This window comes from Escherichia sp. HH41S, from assembly GCF_009820115.1.
Classification (GTDB): Bacteria; Pseudomonadota; Gammaproteobacteria; order Enterobacterales; family Enterobacteriaceae; genus Escherichia; species Escherichia coli_F.
The window spans coordinates 1-18,735 of the sequence record NZ_VNXE01000007.1 but is presented as its reverse complement, the minus strand read 5'-3'; the positions used below and the strand labels follow the sequence as shown (position 1 = coordinate 18,735).

At 52.4% G+C, this 18,735-nt stretch carries 16 protein-coding genes; 8 read left to right on the top strand and 8 right to left on the bottom strand.

The window, feature by feature from the left end; genetic code table 11:
• Positions 1–149: 149 nt before the first annotated feature.
• The 3 genes from kbl (at position 150) to waaH (ending at position 3,827) form a co-directional block, all read left to right on the top strand.
• Positions 150–1,346 carry a glycine C-acetyltransferase gene (gene kbl / locus FQZ95_RS01145; protein ID WP_001213834.1) on the top strand — a complete coding sequence of 399 codons (1,197 nt, stop codon included), beginning with the start codon at positions 150–152 and terminating at the stop codon, positions 1,344–1,346.
• A 9-nt stretch (positions 1,347–1,355) separates the two neighbouring features.
• The gene (gene tdh, locus FQZ95_RS01140) at positions 1,356–2,381 is read left to right on the top strand and encodes an L-threonine 3-dehydrogenase (RefSeq protein WP_000646014.1); all 1,026 of its coding nucleotides are present in this window, start codon (positions 1,356–1,358) and stop codon (positions 2,379–2,381) included.
• A 411-nt stretch (positions 2,382–2,792) separates the two neighbouring features.
• Positions 2,793–3,827 carry a UDP-glucuronate:LPS(HepIII) glycosyltransferase gene (gene waaH / locus FQZ95_RS01135; RefSeq protein ID WP_160529788.1) on the top strand — a complete coding sequence of 345 codons (1,035 nt, stop codon included), beginning with the start codon at positions 2,793–2,795 and terminating at the stop codon, positions 3,825–3,827.
• Here the strand turns inward: waaH and FQZ95_RS01130 are convergent.
• From FQZ95_RS01130 to gpmM, 3 genes are read right to left on the bottom strand one after another with little or no spacing between them, the layout of a single operon-like run.
• Complete coding sequence (locus FQZ95_RS01130; protein WP_088542001.1) at positions 3,814–4,773, bottom strand: divergent polysaccharide deacetylase family protein; 960 nt, start codon at positions 4,771–4,773, stop codon at positions 3,814–3,816. The genes waaH and FQZ95_RS01130 overlap by 14 nt on opposite strands.
• A gap of 3 nt (positions 4,774–4,776) precedes the next feature.
• Positions 4,777–6,036, bottom strand: a complete 1,260-nt coding sequence (gene envC / locus FQZ95_RS01125; RefSeq protein ID WP_230146813.1) for a murein hydrolase activator EnvC — start codon at positions 6,034–6,036, stop codon at positions 4,777–4,779.
• A 33-nt stretch (positions 6,037–6,069) separates the two neighbouring features.
• Complete coding sequence (gene gpmM / locus FQZ95_RS01120) at positions 6,070–7,614, bottom strand: 2,3-bisphosphoglycerate-independent phosphoglycerate mutase (protein WP_015953845.1); 1,545 nt, start codon at positions 7,612–7,614, stop codon at positions 6,070–6,072.
• A 244-nt stretch (positions 7,615–7,858) separates the two neighbouring features.
• On the opposite strand from gpmM, the gene FQZ95_RS01115 reads away from it, so the two are divergent.
• The 5 genes from FQZ95_RS01115 (at position 7,859) to cysE (ending at position 11,133) form a co-directional block, all read left to right on the top strand.
• Positions 7,859–8,290 carry a rhodanese-like domain-containing protein gene (locus tag FQZ95_RS01115; RefSeq protein WP_001156181.1) on the top strand — a complete coding sequence of 144 codons (432 nt, stop codon included), beginning with the start codon at positions 7,859–7,861 and terminating at the stop codon, positions 8,288–8,290.
• A 141-nt stretch (positions 8,291–8,431) separates the two neighbouring features.
• Complete coding sequence (gene grxC, locus FQZ95_RS01110; protein WP_000024392.1) at positions 8,432–8,683, top strand: glutaredoxin 3; 252 nt, start codon at positions 8,432–8,434, stop codon at positions 8,681–8,683.
• Positions 8,684–8,745: 62 nt separating this feature from the next.
• Positions 8,746–9,213, top strand: a complete 468-nt coding sequence (gene secB, locus FQZ95_RS01105) for a protein-export chaperone SecB (protein WP_000003377.1) — start codon at positions 8,746–8,748, stop codon at positions 9,211–9,213.
• Positions 9,213–10,232, top strand: coding sequence for an NAD(P)H-dependent glycerol-3-phosphate dehydrogenase (gpsA, locus tag FQZ95_RS01100; RefSeq protein WP_001076194.1), 1,020 nt, complete (start codon positions 9,213–9,215; stop codon positions 10,230–10,232). Before secB ends, gpsA begins: the two co-directional genes overlap by 1 nt.
• A gap of 79 nt (positions 10,233–10,311) precedes the next feature.
• The gene (cysE, locus tag FQZ95_RS01095; RefSeq protein WP_001277561.1) at positions 10,312–11,133 is read left to right on the top strand and encodes a serine O-acetyltransferase; all 822 of its coding nucleotides are present in this window, start codon (positions 10,312–10,314) and stop codon (positions 11,131–11,133) included.
• Between the two features lie 52 nt (positions 11,134–11,185).
• On the opposite strand, the gene trmL is transcribed toward cysE, so the two are convergent.
• From trmL to FQZ95_RS01070, 5 genes are all read right to left on the bottom strand, one after another.
• Positions 11,186–11,659 (bottom strand): tRNA (uridine(34)/cytosine(34)/5-carboxymethylaminomethyluridine(34)-2'-O)-methyltransferase TrmL, encoded by a 474-nt coding sequence (trmL, locus tag FQZ95_RS01090; RefSeq protein ID WP_000932361.1) that lies wholly within the window; start codon positions 11,657–11,659, stop codon positions 11,186–11,188.
• Positions 11,660–11,706: 47 nt separating this feature from the next.
• Positions 11,707–12,897: a quinone-dependent L-lactate dehydrogenase gene (gene lldD / locus FQZ95_RS01085; RefSeq protein WP_000586976.1), complete on the bottom strand. Its 1,191-nt coding sequence runs from the start codon at positions 12,895–12,897 to the stop codon at positions 11,707–11,709.
• Positions 12,894–13,670: a transcriptional regulator LldR gene (gene lldR, locus FQZ95_RS01080; protein WP_001353574.1), complete on the bottom strand. Its 777-nt coding sequence runs from the start codon at positions 13,668–13,670 to the stop codon at positions 12,894–12,896. Before lldR ends, lldD begins: the two co-directional genes overlap by 4 nt.
• Positions 13,670–15,325 (bottom strand): L-lactate permease, encoded by a 1,656-nt coding sequence (gene lldP / locus FQZ95_RS01075; RefSeq protein WP_032185464.1) that lies wholly within the window; start codon positions 15,323–15,325, stop codon positions 13,670–13,672. Before lldP ends, lldR begins: the two co-directional genes overlap by 1 nt.
• A gap of 416 nt (positions 15,326–15,741) precedes the next feature.
• The coding region (locus FQZ95_RS01070; protein ID WP_202384082.1) for a YadA family autotransporter adhesin at positions 15,742–18,735 on the bottom strand (2,994 nt) is incomplete at its 5' end.

Genomic DNA, 18,735 nt, shown 5'->3' with positions numbered 1-18,735 from the left:
TACACGGCGTTGGCTTCAGCCATTCGCCAAAAGTGAGATTGATGGACGTTATTTATCCTGAATTTTGCAGAAGTGTTAACGCGTCATCTCGTCGCAACCTATAAGTTTGGGTAATATGTGCTGGAATTTGCCCTGTCTGGAGAATCGCAATGCGTGGAGAATTTTATCAGCAGTTAACCAACGATCTGGAAACCGCAAGGGCGGAAGGGTTGTTTAAAGAAGAGCGCATTATTACGTCTGCGCAACAAGCAGACATCACTGTGGCTGATGGAAGCCACGTCATTAACTTTTGTGCCAATAACTATCTCGGACTGGCGAATCATCCGGATCTGATTGCGGCGGCAAAGGCGGGAATGGATTCTCACGGTTTCGGCATGGCTTCAGTACGTTTTATCTGCGGCACTCAGGACAGCCATAAAGAGCTTGAACAAAAACTGGCGGCCTTCCTGGGGATGGAAGATGCGATTCTCTACTCTTCCTGCTTTGATGCTAACGGTGGCCTGTTCGAAACGCTGTTGGGCGCGGAAGACGCCATTATCTCCGACGCACTGAACCACGCGTCTATTATTGATGGTGTGCGTCTGTGTAAAGCTAAACGCTATCGCTATGCCAACAACGATATGCAGGAGCTTGAAGCTCGTCTGAAAGAAGCGCGTGAAGCCGGTGCGCGTCATGTGCTGATTGCCACCGATGGTGTGTTCTCGATGGACGGCGTGATTGCCAACCTGAAAGGTGTTTGCGATCTGGCAGATAAATACGATGCCCTGGTGATGGTAGACGACTCCCACGCCGTTGGTTTTGTCGGTGAAAATGGTCGTGGTTCCCATGAATACTGCGATGTGATGGGCCGGGTCGATATTATCACCGGCACGCTCGGTAAAGCGCTGGGCGGGGCGTCTGGTGGTTATACCGCGGCACGCAAAGAAGTGGTTGAGTGGCTGCGCCAGCGTTCTCGTCCGTACCTGTTCTCCAACTCGTTGGCACCGGCCATTGTTGCCGCTTCCATCAAAGTGCTGGAGATGGTTGAAGCGGGTAGCGAGCTGCGTGACCGTCTGTGGGCGAACGCGCGTCAGTTCCGTGAGCAAATGTCGGCGGCGGGCTTTACCCTGGCGGGTGCCGATCACGCCATTATTCCGGTCATGCTTGGCGATGCTGTAGTGGCGCAAAAATTTGCACGTGAACTGCAAAAAGAGGGCATTTACGTCACCGGTTTCTTCTATCCGGTCGTTCCGAAAGGTCAGGCGCGTATCCGTACCCAGATGTCTGCGGCGCATACCCCTGAGCAAATTACGCGTGCAGTAGAAGCATTCACGCGTATTGGTAAACAACTGGGCGTTATCGCCTGAGGATGTGAGATGAAAGCGTTATCCAAACTGAAAGCGGAAGAGGGCATCTGGATGACCGACGTTCCTGTACCGGAACTCGGGCATAACGATCTGCTGATTAAAATCCGTAAAACAGCCATCTGCGGGACTGACGTTCACATCTATAACTGGGATGAGTGGTCGCAAAAAACCATCCCGGTGCCGATGGTCGTGGGCCATGAATATGTCGGTGAAGTGGTAGGTATTGGTCAGGAAGTGAAAGGCTTCAAGATTGGCGATCGCGTTTCTGGCGAAGGCCATATCACCTGCGGTCACTGTCGCAACTGTCGTGGCGGTCGTACCCATCTGTGCCGCAACACGATCGGTGTCGGTGTTAACCGTCCGGGCTGCTTCGCAGAATATTTGGTGATTCCGGCGTTCAACGCTTTCAAAATCCCCGACAATATCTCCGATGATCTGGCTTCCATTTTTGATCCCTTCGGTAACGCCGTGCATACCGCGCTGTCGTTTGATCTGGTGGGCGAAGATGTGCTGGTTTCTGGTGCAGGTCCGATAGGTATTATGGCTGCGGCGGTGGCGAAACACGTCGGTGCACGCAACGTGGTGATCACGGATGTTAATGAATACCGCCTTGAGCTGGCGCGTAAAATGGGTATCACCCGTGCGGTTAACGTCGCCAAAGAAAATCTCAATGACGTGATGGCGGAGTTAGGCATGACCGAAGGCTTTGATGTCGGTCTGGAAATGTCCGGTGCGCCGCCAGCGTTTCGTACCATGCTCGACACCATGAACCACGGCGGTCGCATTGCGATGCTGGGTATTCCGCCGTCTGATATGTCTATCGACTGGACCAAAGTGATCTTTAAGGGCTTGTTCATTAAAGGTATTTACGGTCGTGAGATGTTTGAAACCTGGTACAAGATGGCGGCGCTGATTCAGTCTGGCCTCGATCTCTCGCCGATCATTACCCATCGTTTCTCCATTGATGATTTCCAGAAAGGCTTTGATGCCATGCGTTCGGGCCAGTCCGGGAAAGTTATTCTGAGCTGGGATTAACACGAACAAGGGCTGGAATACCAGCCCTTGAAGCTGATGGCAAACACAAAATTGCCTGATGCGCTACGCTTATCATGCCTACGCGGTTCCTGCAAAATATTAAATTTGCACAATTTGGTAGGCCGGATAAGGCGTTTACGCCGCATCCGGCATAAACAAAGCGCACTTGGTCTACAATCTGAAAATCCAAAATACCAGCCCTTTTCCCTGAGGATAATCTGTTAAATATGTAAAATCCTGTCAGTGTAATAAAGAGTTCGTAATTGCGCTGATCTCTTATATAGCTGTTCTCATTATCTCTCTACCCTGAAGTGACTCTCTCACCTGTAAAAATAATATCTCACAGGCTTAATGGTTTCTTAATACAAAGCCTGTAAAACATCAGGATAACTTCAGAGGTCGTCGGTATTTATGATGAACAGCACCAATAAACTCAGTGTTATTATCCCGTTATATAATGCGGGCGATGATTTCCGCACTTGTATGGAATCTTTAATTACGCAAACCTGGACTGCTCTGGAAATCATTATTATTAACGATGGTTCAACGGATAATTCTGTTGAAATAGCAAAGCATTACGCGGAAAACTATCCGCACGTTCGTTTGTTGCATCAGGCGAATGCTGGCGCATCGGTGGCGCGTAATCGTGGGATCGAGGTGGCGACGGGCAAATATGTCGCTTTTGTCGATGCTGACGATGAGGTCTATCCCACTATGTACGAAACGCTGATGACCATGGCGTTAGAGGACGACCTCGACGTGGCGCAGTGCAACGCTGACTGGTGTTTTCGTGAAACGGGAGAAACCTGGCAATCCATCCCCACCGATCGCCTTCGCTCAACCGGCGTATTAACCGGCCCTGATTGGTTGCGGATGGGGCTTTCTTCCCGCCGTTGGACTCACGTTGTCTGGATGGGGGTTTATCGTCGTGATGTCATTGTTAAAAATAACATTAAATTTATTGCCGGATTACATCATCAGGATATTGTCTGGACAACAGAATTTATGTTTAACGCGCAACGCGTGCGATATACCGAGCAATCGTTATATAAATATTATTTGCATAATACGTCAGTGAGCCGATTGAATAGACAGGGAAATAAAAACCTTAATTATCAACGCCACTATATTAAGATTACCCGACTGTTGGAAAAGTTAAATCGCGATTACGCAGACAGAATAGTGATTTACCCGGAATTTCATCAACAAATAACTTACGAAGCATTACGTGTTTGCCATGCGGTACGTAAAGAGCCAGATATTATTACCCGCCAACGGATGATTGCTGAGATATTTACTTCCGGTATGTATAAGCGCCTGATTTCCAATGTACGCAGCATAAAGGTGGGTTATCAGGCGTTACTGTGGTCTTTCCGCTTATGGCAATGGCGCGACAAAACGCGGTCGCACCATCGCATTACGCGTAGCGCCTTTAATTTGCGCTAGCGTTAAGTTTTGCCGCTTCGGGCTGCTTGCCCCAGCCTTGCCACTGATGCTGGAAGTAAACGATCAGCGTGCTCTGGCTGATGCTTTCGCTTAATACTTCAAAGAAGCGATTAGCATAAACCGGTTCCAGCGGTTTCTTCGGTTTACACAGTTTCACGCCACGGAACGGATTATGCGGTGCATCAGGCACAGCGTTTTTCGGCGGTGTAGAAGTATCAACCTGCGGTTCATTCAGCAAGCTGCTGGCTTTCACCAGTGTAATGTCTGGCGGCAGGTTATAAACCATCTGTTGCAACACGCGTACCGTTGAAGGGTGAGGATGCCCAATGGCAATGGTCGAACCGTTGCGACGCGCCAGGTCAATTGCACGATTAAACTGCACACGGATGTCCGCTTCATTTTGCGAATCGTCGAGGAACACCTTCCGTTTGATCACCTTCACGCCAGTGCCTTGCGCTGCGCGCATCGCCTGGGTATTACCGATAGTTACGCTGTCGAGGAAGTAAAGATTGTAACGCTCCAGCGCCTGCATCACTTTCTGCATACCAAACAGGTTAGAGGTCATCTTGCTGCCCATGTGGTTGTTGATCCCCACGGCATAGGGCACGTTATTGACCGCACTACGAATAATGCGCTCAATTTCGTCGCTGCTCATCTCCGGGCGTAGCGTATTTTTCTCCAGCGGCTGTTTACTCAGTGGTGCCATCGGTAGATGAATCAACACTTCGTGACCGCTGTTATGTGCTTTGGTCGCCATCTCTCTGGCGTGCGGTGAATCGGGTAATACAGCGACGGAGATAGCGGAAGGCATCGCCAGCACCTGGTTTTCGTTGTGCGGGCGATACCCAAAATCATCAATGACGATGGCAAGTTTGCCAGCAAGTACGGGGGAGGAGAGCGCCAACAGAGCGGCAAATGCAAGAACGTTACGACGAAATGGAAACAAAACTTATCTTCCCAACCACGGCTGTGGATTGACCGCCTGACCCTGGCGGCGAATTTCGAAATAGAGTGAAGGCCGACCCTGACCGCCACTGCTGCCCACCAGTGCAATTGGCTGGCCCGCACGAACCTGCGAACCAACGCTCACCAGCGCGCTTTGATTATAGCCGTAAAGACTCATGTCGCCTTTACCATGCTCAACCACCACCACCAGACCGTAGCCTTGCAGCCAGTCAGCCAGAATCACCCGACCGTCGGCAATCGCTTTAACTTCAGTACCTTCAGAAGCACCAATCACCATCCCTTTCCAGCGCAGCTCACCCTGTAGCTGCTCGCCATAACGATGCAGCGTCGGCCCGCGAACCGGCCAGAATGCCTGACCACGCGGCGCGCCCAGGCCACCAGTTCGGGACATCAGCGATTTTTCGCTTTCGGTCGGTTTGTAGGTGGTGCCTTTGCGCGTCGCTTCTTTCTGACGGTCGCGAACCGCCTGGGCTTCGCGCGCCTCACGTTCAGCACGCGCTTTCGCCGCCGCTTCCGCACGGGCAATGCTGTTACGTAGACGAGATTCGTTGGCGCGCAGCTCGCTCAACTGTTGTTGACCTTGCTGGATGGAAGACTCTAGCCCAGCCAGCGTCTTTTTACGCTCGTTCAGCGCCTGGGTCAGCTTCGCCTGTTGGGCGCGCTGCTCATATAACAGCGTTTGCTGCTCGCTCTGTTTCTCTTCCAGCTCGGCGCGTTGCATAGCGACTTCTTCACGCGTTTGTTTCAACTGAGCAATGGTTTCTTGTCGCGCCTGGTTGAGATAACCGAAATAAGCCTGTAAACGCTGACCACGCTGGCTTTCTTCACCGCTGAGAATGAGCTGAATACCGGTATGCTCGCCCTGACGAAACGCGGCATCCAGTTGCGCGGCGAGGCTGCGTTCTTGAGCGGCTTTTTGCTGCTCCAGTTTGGCAATCGACGCGTTCATCTCATCAATCTGTTTATTCAGTTGATTGAGTGTGTTTTGCGTTTCGCGCAGCTTTCGAGTGGCTTCAGAGATCGCTTCTTCCTGCTTTTTCAATTGTGCGAGCAGGCTTGCGCGTTGTTGTTGTTTTTGGCGTACCGCGCGCTCTTTCGCGGCGATATCGGCCTGAATAGATTTGAGTTGGTCGCGATCATCCGCGTGGGCGGAAAAGGCGCACAACAATACGCCAGCGCTAAGAACGCTGGCGTAGATGATGGGCCTGATTGCAAACCTGCGCGGTTTCACGGCCCGTGTCATGGTATTAATCGCCTTTCCCCTCATGGGGAGGGATTATTCCACGATGAACAGCGGCTTACCAGTCATCTCTTGCGGGATTTCCATACCCATCAGCGACAACATGGTCGGCGCGATGTCAGAAAGTTTGCCGCCTTCAACCGCTTTCACGTTCTTATCGCCAACGTAAATCAGCGGAACAGGCAGGTTGGTGTGCGCTGTGTGCGCCTGACCCGTTGCCGGATCGCGCATCTGTTCAGCGTTACCGTGGTCAGCGGTGATCAGCAGTTGTCCACCCACGGACTCAACCGCTTTCGCGACTTCTTCCACGCAGTGATCCAGCGCTTCAACCGCTTTAACCGCCGCTTCCATCACCCCGGTGTGACCTACCATGTCGCCGTTCGGATAGTTACAGATAATGGTGTCGTATTTGCCGCTCTTGATGGCCGCAACCAGTTTTTCGGTCAGCTCTGCGGAGCTCATTTCCGGTTGCAGATCGTAGGTAGCCACTTTCGGCGAGTTGATCAGAATGCGGTCTTCGCCTTTGAACGACTCTTCTACACCACCGTTAAAGAAGAAAGTGACGTGAGCATATTTTTCGGTTTCGGAAATACGCAGTTGAGTTTTGTCGTTTTTCGCCATCCACTCGCCGAAGGTGTTAACCAGAGAAGCTGGCGGGTAAGCAACCGCAGTTTTGATGTCAGCGGCGTATTCGGTCAGCATCACGAAATCGATGTTAACCACTTTCTTACGCGCGAAGCCGTCGAAATCAGCGTTCACGAATGCACGAGTGATTTCACGCGCGCGGTCAGCACGGAAGTTCATGAAAATCAGCGCATCGCCATCTTCCATTGCCGCGTCTGGCTGGCCTTCAGCACGGATAACGGTCGCTTTCACGAATTCGTCGTTTTCGTCGCGAGCATAAGCAGCCTGCAAACCGGCAACAGCGGTGTCGGCCTGGAATTCGCCCTGCGCCAGCGTCAGCAGGTCATACGCTTTTTCAACGCGATCCCAGCGATTGTCGCGGTCCATTGCGTAGTAACGACCAATGATGGACGCTACGCGGCCTTTGCCCAGCGCGGCAAATTTCTCTTCGAATTTTTTCAGCGAGGATTCAGCACTGCGCGGCGGGGTGTCGCGACCGTCAAGGAATGCGTGCAGGTAGATTTTTTCTGCGCCGCGTTCCGCTGCCAGTTCTACCATCGCCATGATGTGATCTTCGTGGCTGTGTACACCACCTGCGGAGAGCAGACCCATAATGTGTACTGCTTTGCCTGCGTTTTTCGCTTTATCTACCGCACCAGTCAGCACCGGATTAGCGAAGAAAGCGCGATCTTTGATTTCAACGTCCAGACGAGTCAGGTCCTGATACACGATGCGGCCGGCACCCAGGTTAACGTGGCCTACTTCGGAGTTACCCATCTGACGGTCAGGCAGACCGACTTCCAGACCGGAAGCGTCGATCAGGGTATGCGGACGATTGGCCCACAGTGCATCCATTACCGGGGTTTTAGCACTAAAAATGGCGTTATCCTGCTGTTCTTCGCGATAGCCATAGCCATCCAGAATCACCAGTACCATAGGTTTTTTAGAAACCGACATTGCGACAACCTCATACTCAAGAGTCAAAATTTGCGTAATTTTACTACAGCTGAATCGATAAAATAGCCTCTGAAGATCAAAATATACGACCGCTCGCGGCAAGCCGATGCCAGATTTACGCTTTTTTTTCGTAGCACCCCGCAAAATTGCATTCCAGTTAACGCGCTGGCTGTATTTGCCGCACCGCGCAGGTATACTCCTTTCCTGGTTTTTTTAATCACTACGTCGGGAGTTGTTACCCCCCATGCAAGAAATTATGCAATTTGTTGGCCGTCATCCCATACTGAGTATCGCCTGGATCGCGTTACTGGTGGCGGTTCTTGTGACTACGTTTAAGAGCCTGACCTCGAAAGTGAAGGTGATTACTCGTGGTGAAGCTACACGTCTGATCAACAAAGAAGACGCTGTGGTTGTGGATTTACGTCAGCGTGATGACTTCCGTAAAGGCCATATCGCAGGTTCTATCAATCTGTTGCCGAGCGAAATCAAAGCCAATAATGTTGGTGAGCTTGAGAAGCACAAAGACAAGCCGGTTATCGTGGTAGACGGTTCTGGCATGCAGTGCCAGGAGCCTGCAAACGCGCTGACGAAAGCAGGTTTTGCGCAAGTATTCGTGCTGAAAGAGGGCGTCGCTGGCTGGGCTGGTGAAAACTTGCCTCTGGTGCGCGGCAAATAATTTACCTGTCGTCTTTCATGATGCAGGCCGTTAGCTGCAATTAGGCCCCCTGAGACTTATTGTTATAAGCTTCTGGGGACACTCCATTTTGCTGCCGCCCTGCAACATGAAATTTCAGGGTAAAAAAACAGGAGCTAATTTATGGCCAATGTTGAAATCTATACCAAAGAAACCTGCCCGTATTGCCATCGTGCGAAAGCACTGCTGAGCAGCAAGGGTGTGAGTTTTCAGGAGTTGCCGATCGATGGCAACGCCGCTAAGCGTGAAGAGATGATCAAACGCAGCGGTCGCACCACGGTTCCCCAGATTTTTATTGACGCACAGCACATTGGCGGCTGTGATGACTTGTATGCATTGGATGCACGTGGTGGACTGGATCCCCTGCTGAAATAACGTGTGAACGTTGGCATTACATTGCGCAGTATTGAAGGACAACACTTAAGGGTTTTCGACACATGTCAGAACAAAACAACACTGAAATGACTTTCCAGATCCAGCGTATTTATACCAAGGATATTTCTTTCGAAGCGCCAAACGCGCCGCACGTTTTCCAGAAAGATTGGCAGCCAGAAGTTAAACTTGATCTTGATACGGCATCTTCTCAACTGGCAGATGACGTTTACGAAGTGGTACTGCGTGTTACCGTAACGGCATCCCTGGGCGAAGAAACTGCGTTCCTGTGCGAAGTTCAGCAGGGCGGTATTTTCTCCATCGCGGGTATCGAAGGCACCCAGATGGCACATTGCCTGGGCGCGTACTGCCCGAACATTCTGTTCCCGTATGCTCGTGAGTGCATCACCAGCATGGTATCCCGCGGTACATTCCCGCAACTGAACCTTGCGCCGGTTAACTTCGATGCGCTGTTCATGAACTATTTGCAGCAGCAGGCTGGCGAAGGTACTGAAGAACATCAGGATGCCTGATGAACCAACGTAATGCTTCAATGACTGTGATCGGTGCCGGCTCGTACGGCACTGCTCTTGCCATCACCCTGGCAAGAAATGGCCACGAGGTTGTCCTCTGGGGCCATGACCCTGAACATATCGCAACGCTTGAACGCGACCGCTGTAACGCCGCGTTTCTCCCCGATGTGCCTTTTCCCGATACGCTCCATCTTGAAAGCGATCTCGCTACCGCACTGGCAGCCAGCCGTAATATTCTTGTCGTCGTGCCAAGCCATGTCTTTGGTGAAGTGCTGCGCCAGATTAAACCGCTGATGCGCCCTGATGCGCGTCTGGTGTGGGCGACCAAAGGTCTGGAAGCGGAAACCGGACGTTTGTTACAGGACGTGGCGCGTGAGGCGTTAGGCGATCAAATTCCGCTGGCGGTTATCTCTGGCCCAACGTTTGCGAAAGAACTGGCGGCAGGTTTACCGACGGCTATTTCGTTGGCCTCTACCGACCAAACCTTTGCTGATGATCTTCAGCAGTTGCTGCACTGTGGTAAAAGTTTCCGCGTTTACAGCAACCCGGATTTCATTGGCGTGCAACTTGGCGGCGCGGTGAAAAACGTCATTGCCATTGGCGCGGGGATGTCCGACGGTATCGGTTTTGGTGCGAATGCGCGTACGGCGCTGATCACCCGAGGTCTGGCTGAAATGTCGCGTCTTGGCGCGGCGCTGGGGGCCGATCCTGCCACCTTTATGGGCATGGCGGGGCTGGGTGATCTGGTACTTACCTGTACCGACAACCAGTCGCGTAACCGCCGTTTTGGCATGATGCTCGGTCAGGGCATGGATGTACAAAGCGCGCAGGAGAAAATTGGTCAGGTGGTGGAAGGCTACCGCAATACGAAAGAAGTCCGCGAACTGGCGCATCGCTTCGGCGTTGAAATGCCAATAACCGAGGAAATTTATCAAGTATTATATTGCGGAAAAAACGCGCGCGAGGCAGCATTGACTTTACTAGGTCGTGCACGCAAGGACGAGCGCAGCAGCCACTAAACCCAGGGAACCTTTGTTACCGCTATGACCCGGCCCGCGCAGAACGGGCCGGTCATTATCTCATCGTGTGGAGTAAGCAATGTCGTGTGAAGAACTGGAAATTGTCTGGAACAATATTAAAGCTGAAGCCAGAACCCTGGCGGACTGTGAGCCAATGCTGGCCAGTTTTTACCACGCGACGCTACTCAAGCACGAAAACCTGGGCAGTGCACTGAGTTACATGTTGGCGAACAAGCTGTCATCGCCAATTATGCCTGCCATTGCTATCCGTGAAGTGGTGGAAGAAGCCTACGCCGCCGACCCGGAAATGATTGCTTCTGCGGCCTGTGATATTCAGGCAGTGCGTACCCGCGACCCGGCAGTCGATAAATACTCAACCCCATTGTTATATCTGAAAGGTTTTCATGCCTTGCAGGCCTATCGCATCGGTCACTGGCTGTGGAATCAGGGCCGTCGCGCGCTGGCTATTTTTCTGCAAAACCAGGTCTCTGTGACGTTCCAGGTGGATATTCACCCGGCAGCAAAAATTGGTCGCGGTATCATGCTCGACCACGCGACGGGCATCGTTGTGGGTGAAACGGCGGTGATTGAAAACGATGTGTCGATTCTGCAATCCGTTACCCTTGGCGGTACGGGTAAATCTGGCGGCGACCGTCACCCGAAAATTCGTGAAGGCGTGATGATTGGCGCAGGTGCGAAAATTCTCGGTAATATTGAAGTTGGTCGCGGTGCGAAGATTGGCGCAGGTTCCGTGGTGCTGCAACCGGTACCGCCACATACCACCGCCGCTGGCGTTCCGGCACGCATTGTCGGTAAACCAGACAGCGATAAGCCATCAATGGACATGGACCAGCATTTCAACGGTATTAACCATACGTTTGAATATGGGGATGGGATCTGACGTCCTGAGATTGTGCCGGATGCGATGTAATCATCTATCCGGCATACAGTAACTAATCTCTCAGCACCGCTCCCGGATACCCCAACTGCCGCCAGGCTTCATACACCACGACCGACACCGCATTGGACAGGTTCATGCTGCGGCTGTCCGGCACCATTGGAATGCGAATTTTTTGTTCAGCGGGCAGGGCATCGAGAATACTCGCGGGCAGGCCGCGTGTTTCCGGGCCAAACATCAGATAGTCGCCATCCTGATAACTTACGGCGCTGTGTGCGGGCGTGCCTTTCGTGGTGAGGGCAAACAGACGCTGGGGATTTTCTGCTTCCAGGAACGCAGCATAGTTATGATGACGCGTAACGGCGGTAAATTCGTGGTAGTCCAGTCCTGCGCGGCGCAGGCGCTTGTCGTCCCAGGCAAATCCCATCGGTTCGATGATATGCAGACGAAAGCCGGTATTAGCGCAAAGACGGATGATGTTGCCAGTATTTGGCGGAATTTCTGGTTCGTAAAGTACGATGTTTAGCATACTGCCCCCTTAGTGCGGGGGCAGGATAGCAGATATTCATCTAACTCTTAAGCCGCATTCCCTTTCGCCATCGGAGCCAGCGCCGCAGGCAACTCTTTACCCAGCCCCTGCACCAGCGAATCTTGCGTAATTTCACTGATCGATTTTGCGCCAGTCAGTGTCATCGCCACTTTCATCTCTTTCTCTATCAGATTAAGCAGATTTGCCACGCCCGCCTGGCCCGCCGTTGCCAGCGCATACAGGAAAGCACGACCCAGCAGTACAGTATCGGCACCGAGTGCAATCATACGCACGACATCAAGCCCGTTACGAATGCCGCTATCTGCCAGAATGGCGATATCACCTTTCACCGCATCTGCAATAGCAGGCAACGCACGGGCAGAAGAGAGTACACCGTCCAGCTGGCGGCCACCGTGGTTAGAAACCACAATGCCATCTGCGCCAAAACGTACCGCATCACGCGCATCTTCTGGGTCGAGGATCCCTTTGATCACCATCGGGCCATCCCAGAAATCGCGGATCCACTCAAGGTCTTTCCATGAGATAGAAGGATCGAAGTTATTCCCTAGCCAGCCGATGTAATCTTCCAGTCCGGTCGGTTTGCCGAGATAAGCCGAGATATTACCGAGATCATGCGGACGACCATTCAGGCCCACATCCCACGCCCATTGCGGATGCGTTACCGCCTGCAAGTAGCGGCGCATTGCCGCGTTCGGGCCGCTCATTCCAGAGTGCGCATCACGGTAACGCGCACCAGGCGTTGGCATATCCACAGTGAAGACCAGAGTTGAACAGCCTGCCGCTTTTGCACGCTCCAGCGCGTTACGCATAAAGCCGCGATCGCGCAGCACATATAACTGGAACCACATCGGACGCTTGATGGCGGGGGCGACTTCTTCAATTGGGCAAACAGAAACGGTCGAGAGAGTAAACGGAATGCCATGTGCATCCGCCGCTTTTGCGGCCTGAACTTCGCCGCGTCGCGCATACATGCCACACAAACCTACCGGACCTAGCGCCACCGGCATCGACAATTTCTCATTAAACAGCGTCGTTTCCAGGCTTAAGTCGGACATGTTTTTCAGAATTCGCTGGCGCAGCGCCACCTCTGACAAATCTTCCACGTTGCGGCGCAGGGTGTATTCAGAATATGCCCCCCCATCCATATAGTGGAACAGGAATGGCGGCAGAATGCGTTGTGCTGCGGCGCGATAATCGCTGGCTGCGGAAATAATCATGCGTTTTTCTCCCTCGAATTCTCATTATGGTCACCAGGCAGGCGGGTAATGCGTGCATGGCGAGCCTGATCTTCATCGAATCGTTTCATGGTGGTGTGAACAAAGCTAAGGTGCGCCATCATTGCTTTACGCGCCCCGTCAGCATCACCGGCAAAAATGGCGTCAATGACTGCCTGATGCTGTTCGGTCAGCTGTGAAAAAACCGGGGGTACCAGATACATCCGCTGGCGGCTATGCTTCACTGAGGATTGCAAGACATCGAAGAAACCGCGCATGGTTTGCAGCAGCACAATGTTATGTGAGGCTTCGGCAATCGCCAGATGAAAACGAACGTCCGCTTGTGAGGCGAGATCCGGGTCTTCGCTGAGTGTTGCTTCAAAGCAAAGCTGAATTTTCTCTTTTTCGCCAGGCGTGGCGCGCATTGCTGCATGCCACGCGGTGCTGGCTTCTATGGCGTAGCGGGCTTCCAGAATATCGAAACTGTAATCCGGATCATCGGCCATCAGCGTTTTCAACGGCTGGACGATGTTTTGCTCCGACCATGTGTCATGACGCCAGCGAATAAACGTCCCGCCGCCGCGTCGACTGAGCAACACACCTTCGCTCACCAGTTTCGCCAGCGCCTCGCGCAGTGAATTTCGCGACACACCGAGTTGCATTGCCAGTTGACGTTCAGCGGGCAATTTCATGCCCGCCTCCAGGTTTTTTTCATCAATCAGCGCCCGCACACGATCGGCAACCTCGTCTGACAGGCGTCTGGGTAAAACAATCATTAAGGAATCATCCACGTTAAGACATAGGCCTGAAGCGTGGTGATCACGCCCACCATACAGGTGAAGATCAGGCTGTGTTTGACAGTAAAGCGGAACAAATCAGACTCTTTGCCCACCAGTCCTACCGCCGCACAGGCGATAGCGATAGATTGCGGAGAGATCATTTTGCCGGTGACACCACCGGTGGTGTTGGCAGCAACCAGCAACAGGTCAGAAACGCCAATTTGTTGTGCGGCGGTAGCCTGCAAAGCGGCAAACAAAGCATTAGATGACGTATCCGACCCGGTCAGGAATACCCCAAGCCAGCCGAGGAACGGCGAGAAGAAGGTGAATGCATGACCGGTATGCGCCAGTGCCAGCGCCAGTGTTGATGACAGTCCGGAATAGTTCGAAATAAAGGCGAATGCCAGCACCATACCGATGGAGTAGATAGGCAGAGCCAGTTCTTTTAGTGTGTTGCCGAAGGTGCTGATAGCGTCAGATGGTTTCATCTTCAGCCAGACAATTGAGAGCAGGGCAGCAAAAAGAATGGCGGTACCGGTAGCAGAGAACCAGTCGAACTTAAACACGGCGGCGTAAGCTGTCGCTTCGCTGACCACTGGCGGCATACGGGCAACCAGTTTATCGAGGTACGGCACCGGAATATTGATCACCCACTCATACAGCGCGCCACCCGATGCGAACAGGGCTTTAAACGGCGGGATACTCCACAGTGTTACGGTAGCGGTCAGGAACAGGAACGGTGTCCAGGCACGTAATACCTGACCCGCGGTGTAACCGGTGTGGGCTAGCGTCATATCAACCTGTGACGCCCCCAAATCACCAAAACGGAATACGCGCACCGGCTGCCAGCGTTTGAGGAACAGCGTCAGGCAGAGCAGTGATACCAGCGAAGAGATAATGTCTGGCAGTTCCGGCCCAATGAAGTTAGAGCTGAGGTATTGAGCGATGGCAAACGAGCCGCCCGCAACCACGACCGCAGGCCAGGTTTCTTTGATACCGCGCCAGCCGTCCATAATCGCCATAATCCAGAACAGCACGATAATGGTCATAAACGGTAGCTGACGCCCCACCATCTGGCCAATCTCAAAGCTGTCGATGCCTGTTACCTGCCCGGCGACCAGAATCGGAATACCCATCGCACCAAATGCCACTGGCGCGGTGTTAACAATCAGGCACAGCCCGGCGGCGTACAGCGGTTTAAAGCCCAGGCCGACCAGCAATGCGGCGGTAATTGCTACCGGTGCGCCAAATCCTGCGGCCCCTTCGAGGAACGCGCCGAAACAGAAACCGACGATCAGCATTTGCAGACGCTGGTCAGGGGTTATCGAAAGAATAGACGAGCGGATGATGTCAAACTGCCCGGTTTTCACCGAGATCTTATAGACGAACACCGCTGCAATAATGATCCACGCGATGGGCCACAAACCGTAGAAGAAGCCATAAACCACCGAGGCCAGCGCGTTAGCGACCGGCATTTTATAGAACAGCAAAGCCACGGCAAGGGCGATTGCCACCGTCCACGAGGCGGCGACGTATCCTTTCAGTTTGAGCTTAATCAGCGCAAAGAAGAAAAACAGGATGGGAAGCGATGCTATCAGGCTGGAAAGCCAGATATTCCCGGCGGGATCATAGTTTTGTTGCCAGAGATTCATTGCAGGTCTCCTGCAGTCCACACACGCCGCGTAATGAGTCTGTTGCTCATCTCCGTGTCACACGTTGTGTAAAAGTGGCACTGCCAATTGTGTTGTGTAGGGATAATGACAATGAATAGTTAACTAAATGTTATGTATTGGCAACATTGATGTGAGTTTTAATTGGGGAACTGTGAACCAGAGGTCAGATAAGCGAAGAATTGGTAGGGCCAATTTGGAGTGAGAGAGATGTCTGTAAAGAAAAGGGCAATTCCCATCAGAGAATTGCCCTCAGATTGTTGATCTGGTGCGCCTTATCTTGCCGGATGCGGCGTGAACGTCTTATCCGTCCTACAGGAATGTGCTGAATCATCCCGTAGGTCTGATAAGCGTAGCGCATCACGCAATTTGGCGTTTACCCATTCATTAATGAATCATTACCACTGAATACCGGCACCGAGTGCGGCGGAGTATTCACCCTGGCTATTGGTACTACCTTGTAATTTGTAGACCCAACGACCATTGGCGCTCACCATCGACACACCTAAAGCAACAGCCGATTCGCCGTTGTAAGTACCACCACCAATAGAGGCCATGCTGGCTCCCGGCGTGTAAGCCTGCGGCAGACCGGTCATTGCCATTGCGGAAGCGATACCACCGCTCAACTTGCTTTCGGTTTTGGACAGTTTGTTATCCATCTCAACCATGCGCTGATCGGTGTATTGCTTCGTTTCCTGCACACTTTGCTTCAACTGTGCATAGTTCACTGCGTCGTTGTTGTTCACGCCAGCAGAAACGTTGCTGATGCGAGTCGTACCGCCATTGCCGCCACCGAGAGTGATGTTGCTGTAGTCGATAGAGCCATCAGCTTTGGTGTCGTAGCGAACGCCACCTGCTTCGGAAGACTTCAGTTGCGAAACGTTAACCGCATCGGTGGCATTAACACCGGCAGCAACGTTGGTGATACGGCGCTGGTTGGTAGAAGAACCCACAGAGATTGTGTTTTCTTCGTTGGCCACGGAGCCTGTACCCAGAGCGACGCTGTTGTCAGCGGCAGCAATGGATCCAGAACCAATCGCCACACTGTCTTTACCCTGGGCGTTAGCATCTACGCCATCGGTGTTGGTCTTGAAGTACTTGGTGCTACCTGTGGTCACGATATCGCCAATACCGTTCTCGATATTGGTCACGCGAGTATCCAGATTCGTCACCTGATTGTTCAGGTTAGTAATGCTCTGGGTATTCTGGGAAACCTGCGCATCCGTTACTTTCAATTGACCCACGTTGACCGCATCGGTATCCGCCGAACCAGCCGCGACGTTGGTGATCTGACGTTGACCATCTTCGCTGCCGACAGAGAATTCACCTACAGAGTTCTGCGGTGCATCCATATTGTAGGCGGTGTAGCCAGTTTGTGCGCCACGGGTAGTTTGCGAACCATTACCCATTGCAATGCTGTTTGCATGGTTTGCACGCGCGTTGCTACCGATAGCAATACCGTTAATCGCATCTGCCAGAACTAAAGTGTTCAGGCCGATACCAATACCTGCATTACCATTAACGATGGTTTTTGCGCCCATTGCCAGCGAGTCTTCACCGACTGCCAGTGAGTCTTCAGCCGTTGAGTTGGCGTGATAGTATTTGGTCGGCGTGGTGGCTACTGCACCAATCGCATTCTGCAACTGGCGAACCGTAACGGCATCATGGGCTTCAGAACCATCGGCAACATTGATGATTTGACGATATTTACCATCGTCACCGATCGACAATGCGCCAAGCAGTTCACCGTCAGTTGTGTCATAACCAATCACAACACCTTCTTCCGACACGCTGGTGTCACGAGAACCTTTAACTATTACACGGCTGGAAACGGAACTGCTACCAAGAGCGATACCTGTATCAACGTCACTGTAGCTGTCCTGACCGATGGCCACGCTGCTATCGCCTTTGGCAACAGAGTTATAACCCACAGCGGTAGAGCCAATACCTGCTGCGCTGGCATCGGTGAAGGTTAAACCGGTGTCATTGGTACGCACATAGTTAATACCTGCACCATTTTCTTCGATGTAGGTTTCACTGGTGTTACCGGCAAGCTGATTGATGACTTCGCTGTTCTGCTGGATCAGCATATTGGTGTTAAACAGCTGAGAACCGTTGATAGCATCGGTGCTACCTTCACCAATGTTACCATCAGCAACGTTTGTGATAATGCTGGCCTTGCCGTCATGACTGGCGTTGTAAGCCCCTTCGCCGTTATTGGCGGTCGCATCCCACAGCAGCGCGTTCTCATCAAGCGCATCCAGAGCTTCACCGACATTGTTGTACTCGGCATTCGCAATGGTGTAAGTCGGCGCAGTGATAGTACCGTCAGCGTTAACTTCTGCATCACCGCCCAGAGCATCTGCGATATATTTATTAGTGGTATAGAGTTGTGAGCCGTTAATCGCGTCACTGCTGGTGGCAGAGATTGCACCATTTGCGACGTTAGTAATCTTACTGGCAGTGTTATCTACCCCACGACCGGCGCTGAATGCACCAGCACCGTCATTGGCTGTTGCATCCCAGAGCAGGGCGTCATCCAGCGTGGTATCGATCGCTTCCAGTGCGTCACCAACGTTGCTGTAACTGCCGCCAGCGATGGCATAAGTCGGTGCGGTGATACTGCCATCCGCATTCACCACAGCGTTCCCGCCCAGAGCATCGGCAATGTAGTCACTAACGCCATAAAGTTGAGAACCATTAATAGCGTCGCTACTGGTGGATGAGACTGCACCGTTTGCAACATCAGTGATTACACTGGGATCATTATTAATGCCGTGTTTGGCGCTGAATTTGCCTGCGGTTGTATCCCAGAGCAGAGCATCACCGAGAGAATCACTAAATGAAGTGTTAATCGCAGCCAGAGCATCCCCGACGTTAGTGTAGTCAGTGCCGCCAATACTATAGGTTGGCCCGGTTAATACACCTGTATCGCTAATATCAGCACCACCACCCAGATAGGACGTGAATGAATCAGCCAAACCGTAAAGTTGTGAGCCATTTATGGCGTCAGTGCTGTCAGAGGAGACTATGCCAGCTTGTACGTTGATGATTTTGTTGGTGGCGTTAGTGCCGTGTGCAGCGGTGAATGCGCCTGCGGCGTCGTCCCATTTCAGGGCGTCTTCACCGAGGTTAGTCACCGTATCAGTCAGGTTAGTGATATTGGTGGTGTTAGTCGCCACGTTATCGTTAGTGGTTTTCAGCTGAGAACCGTTAACGGCGTCGGTGCTGGTGTCAGAGAGCTCGCCAGCGGTGACGTTAGTGATTTTGTTGGTGGCGTTGGTGCCGTGTGCAGCGGTGAATGCGCCTGCGGCATCGTCCCATTTCAGGGCGTCTTCACCGAGGTTAGTCACCGTATCAGTCAGGTTAGTGATATTGGTGGTGTTAGTCGC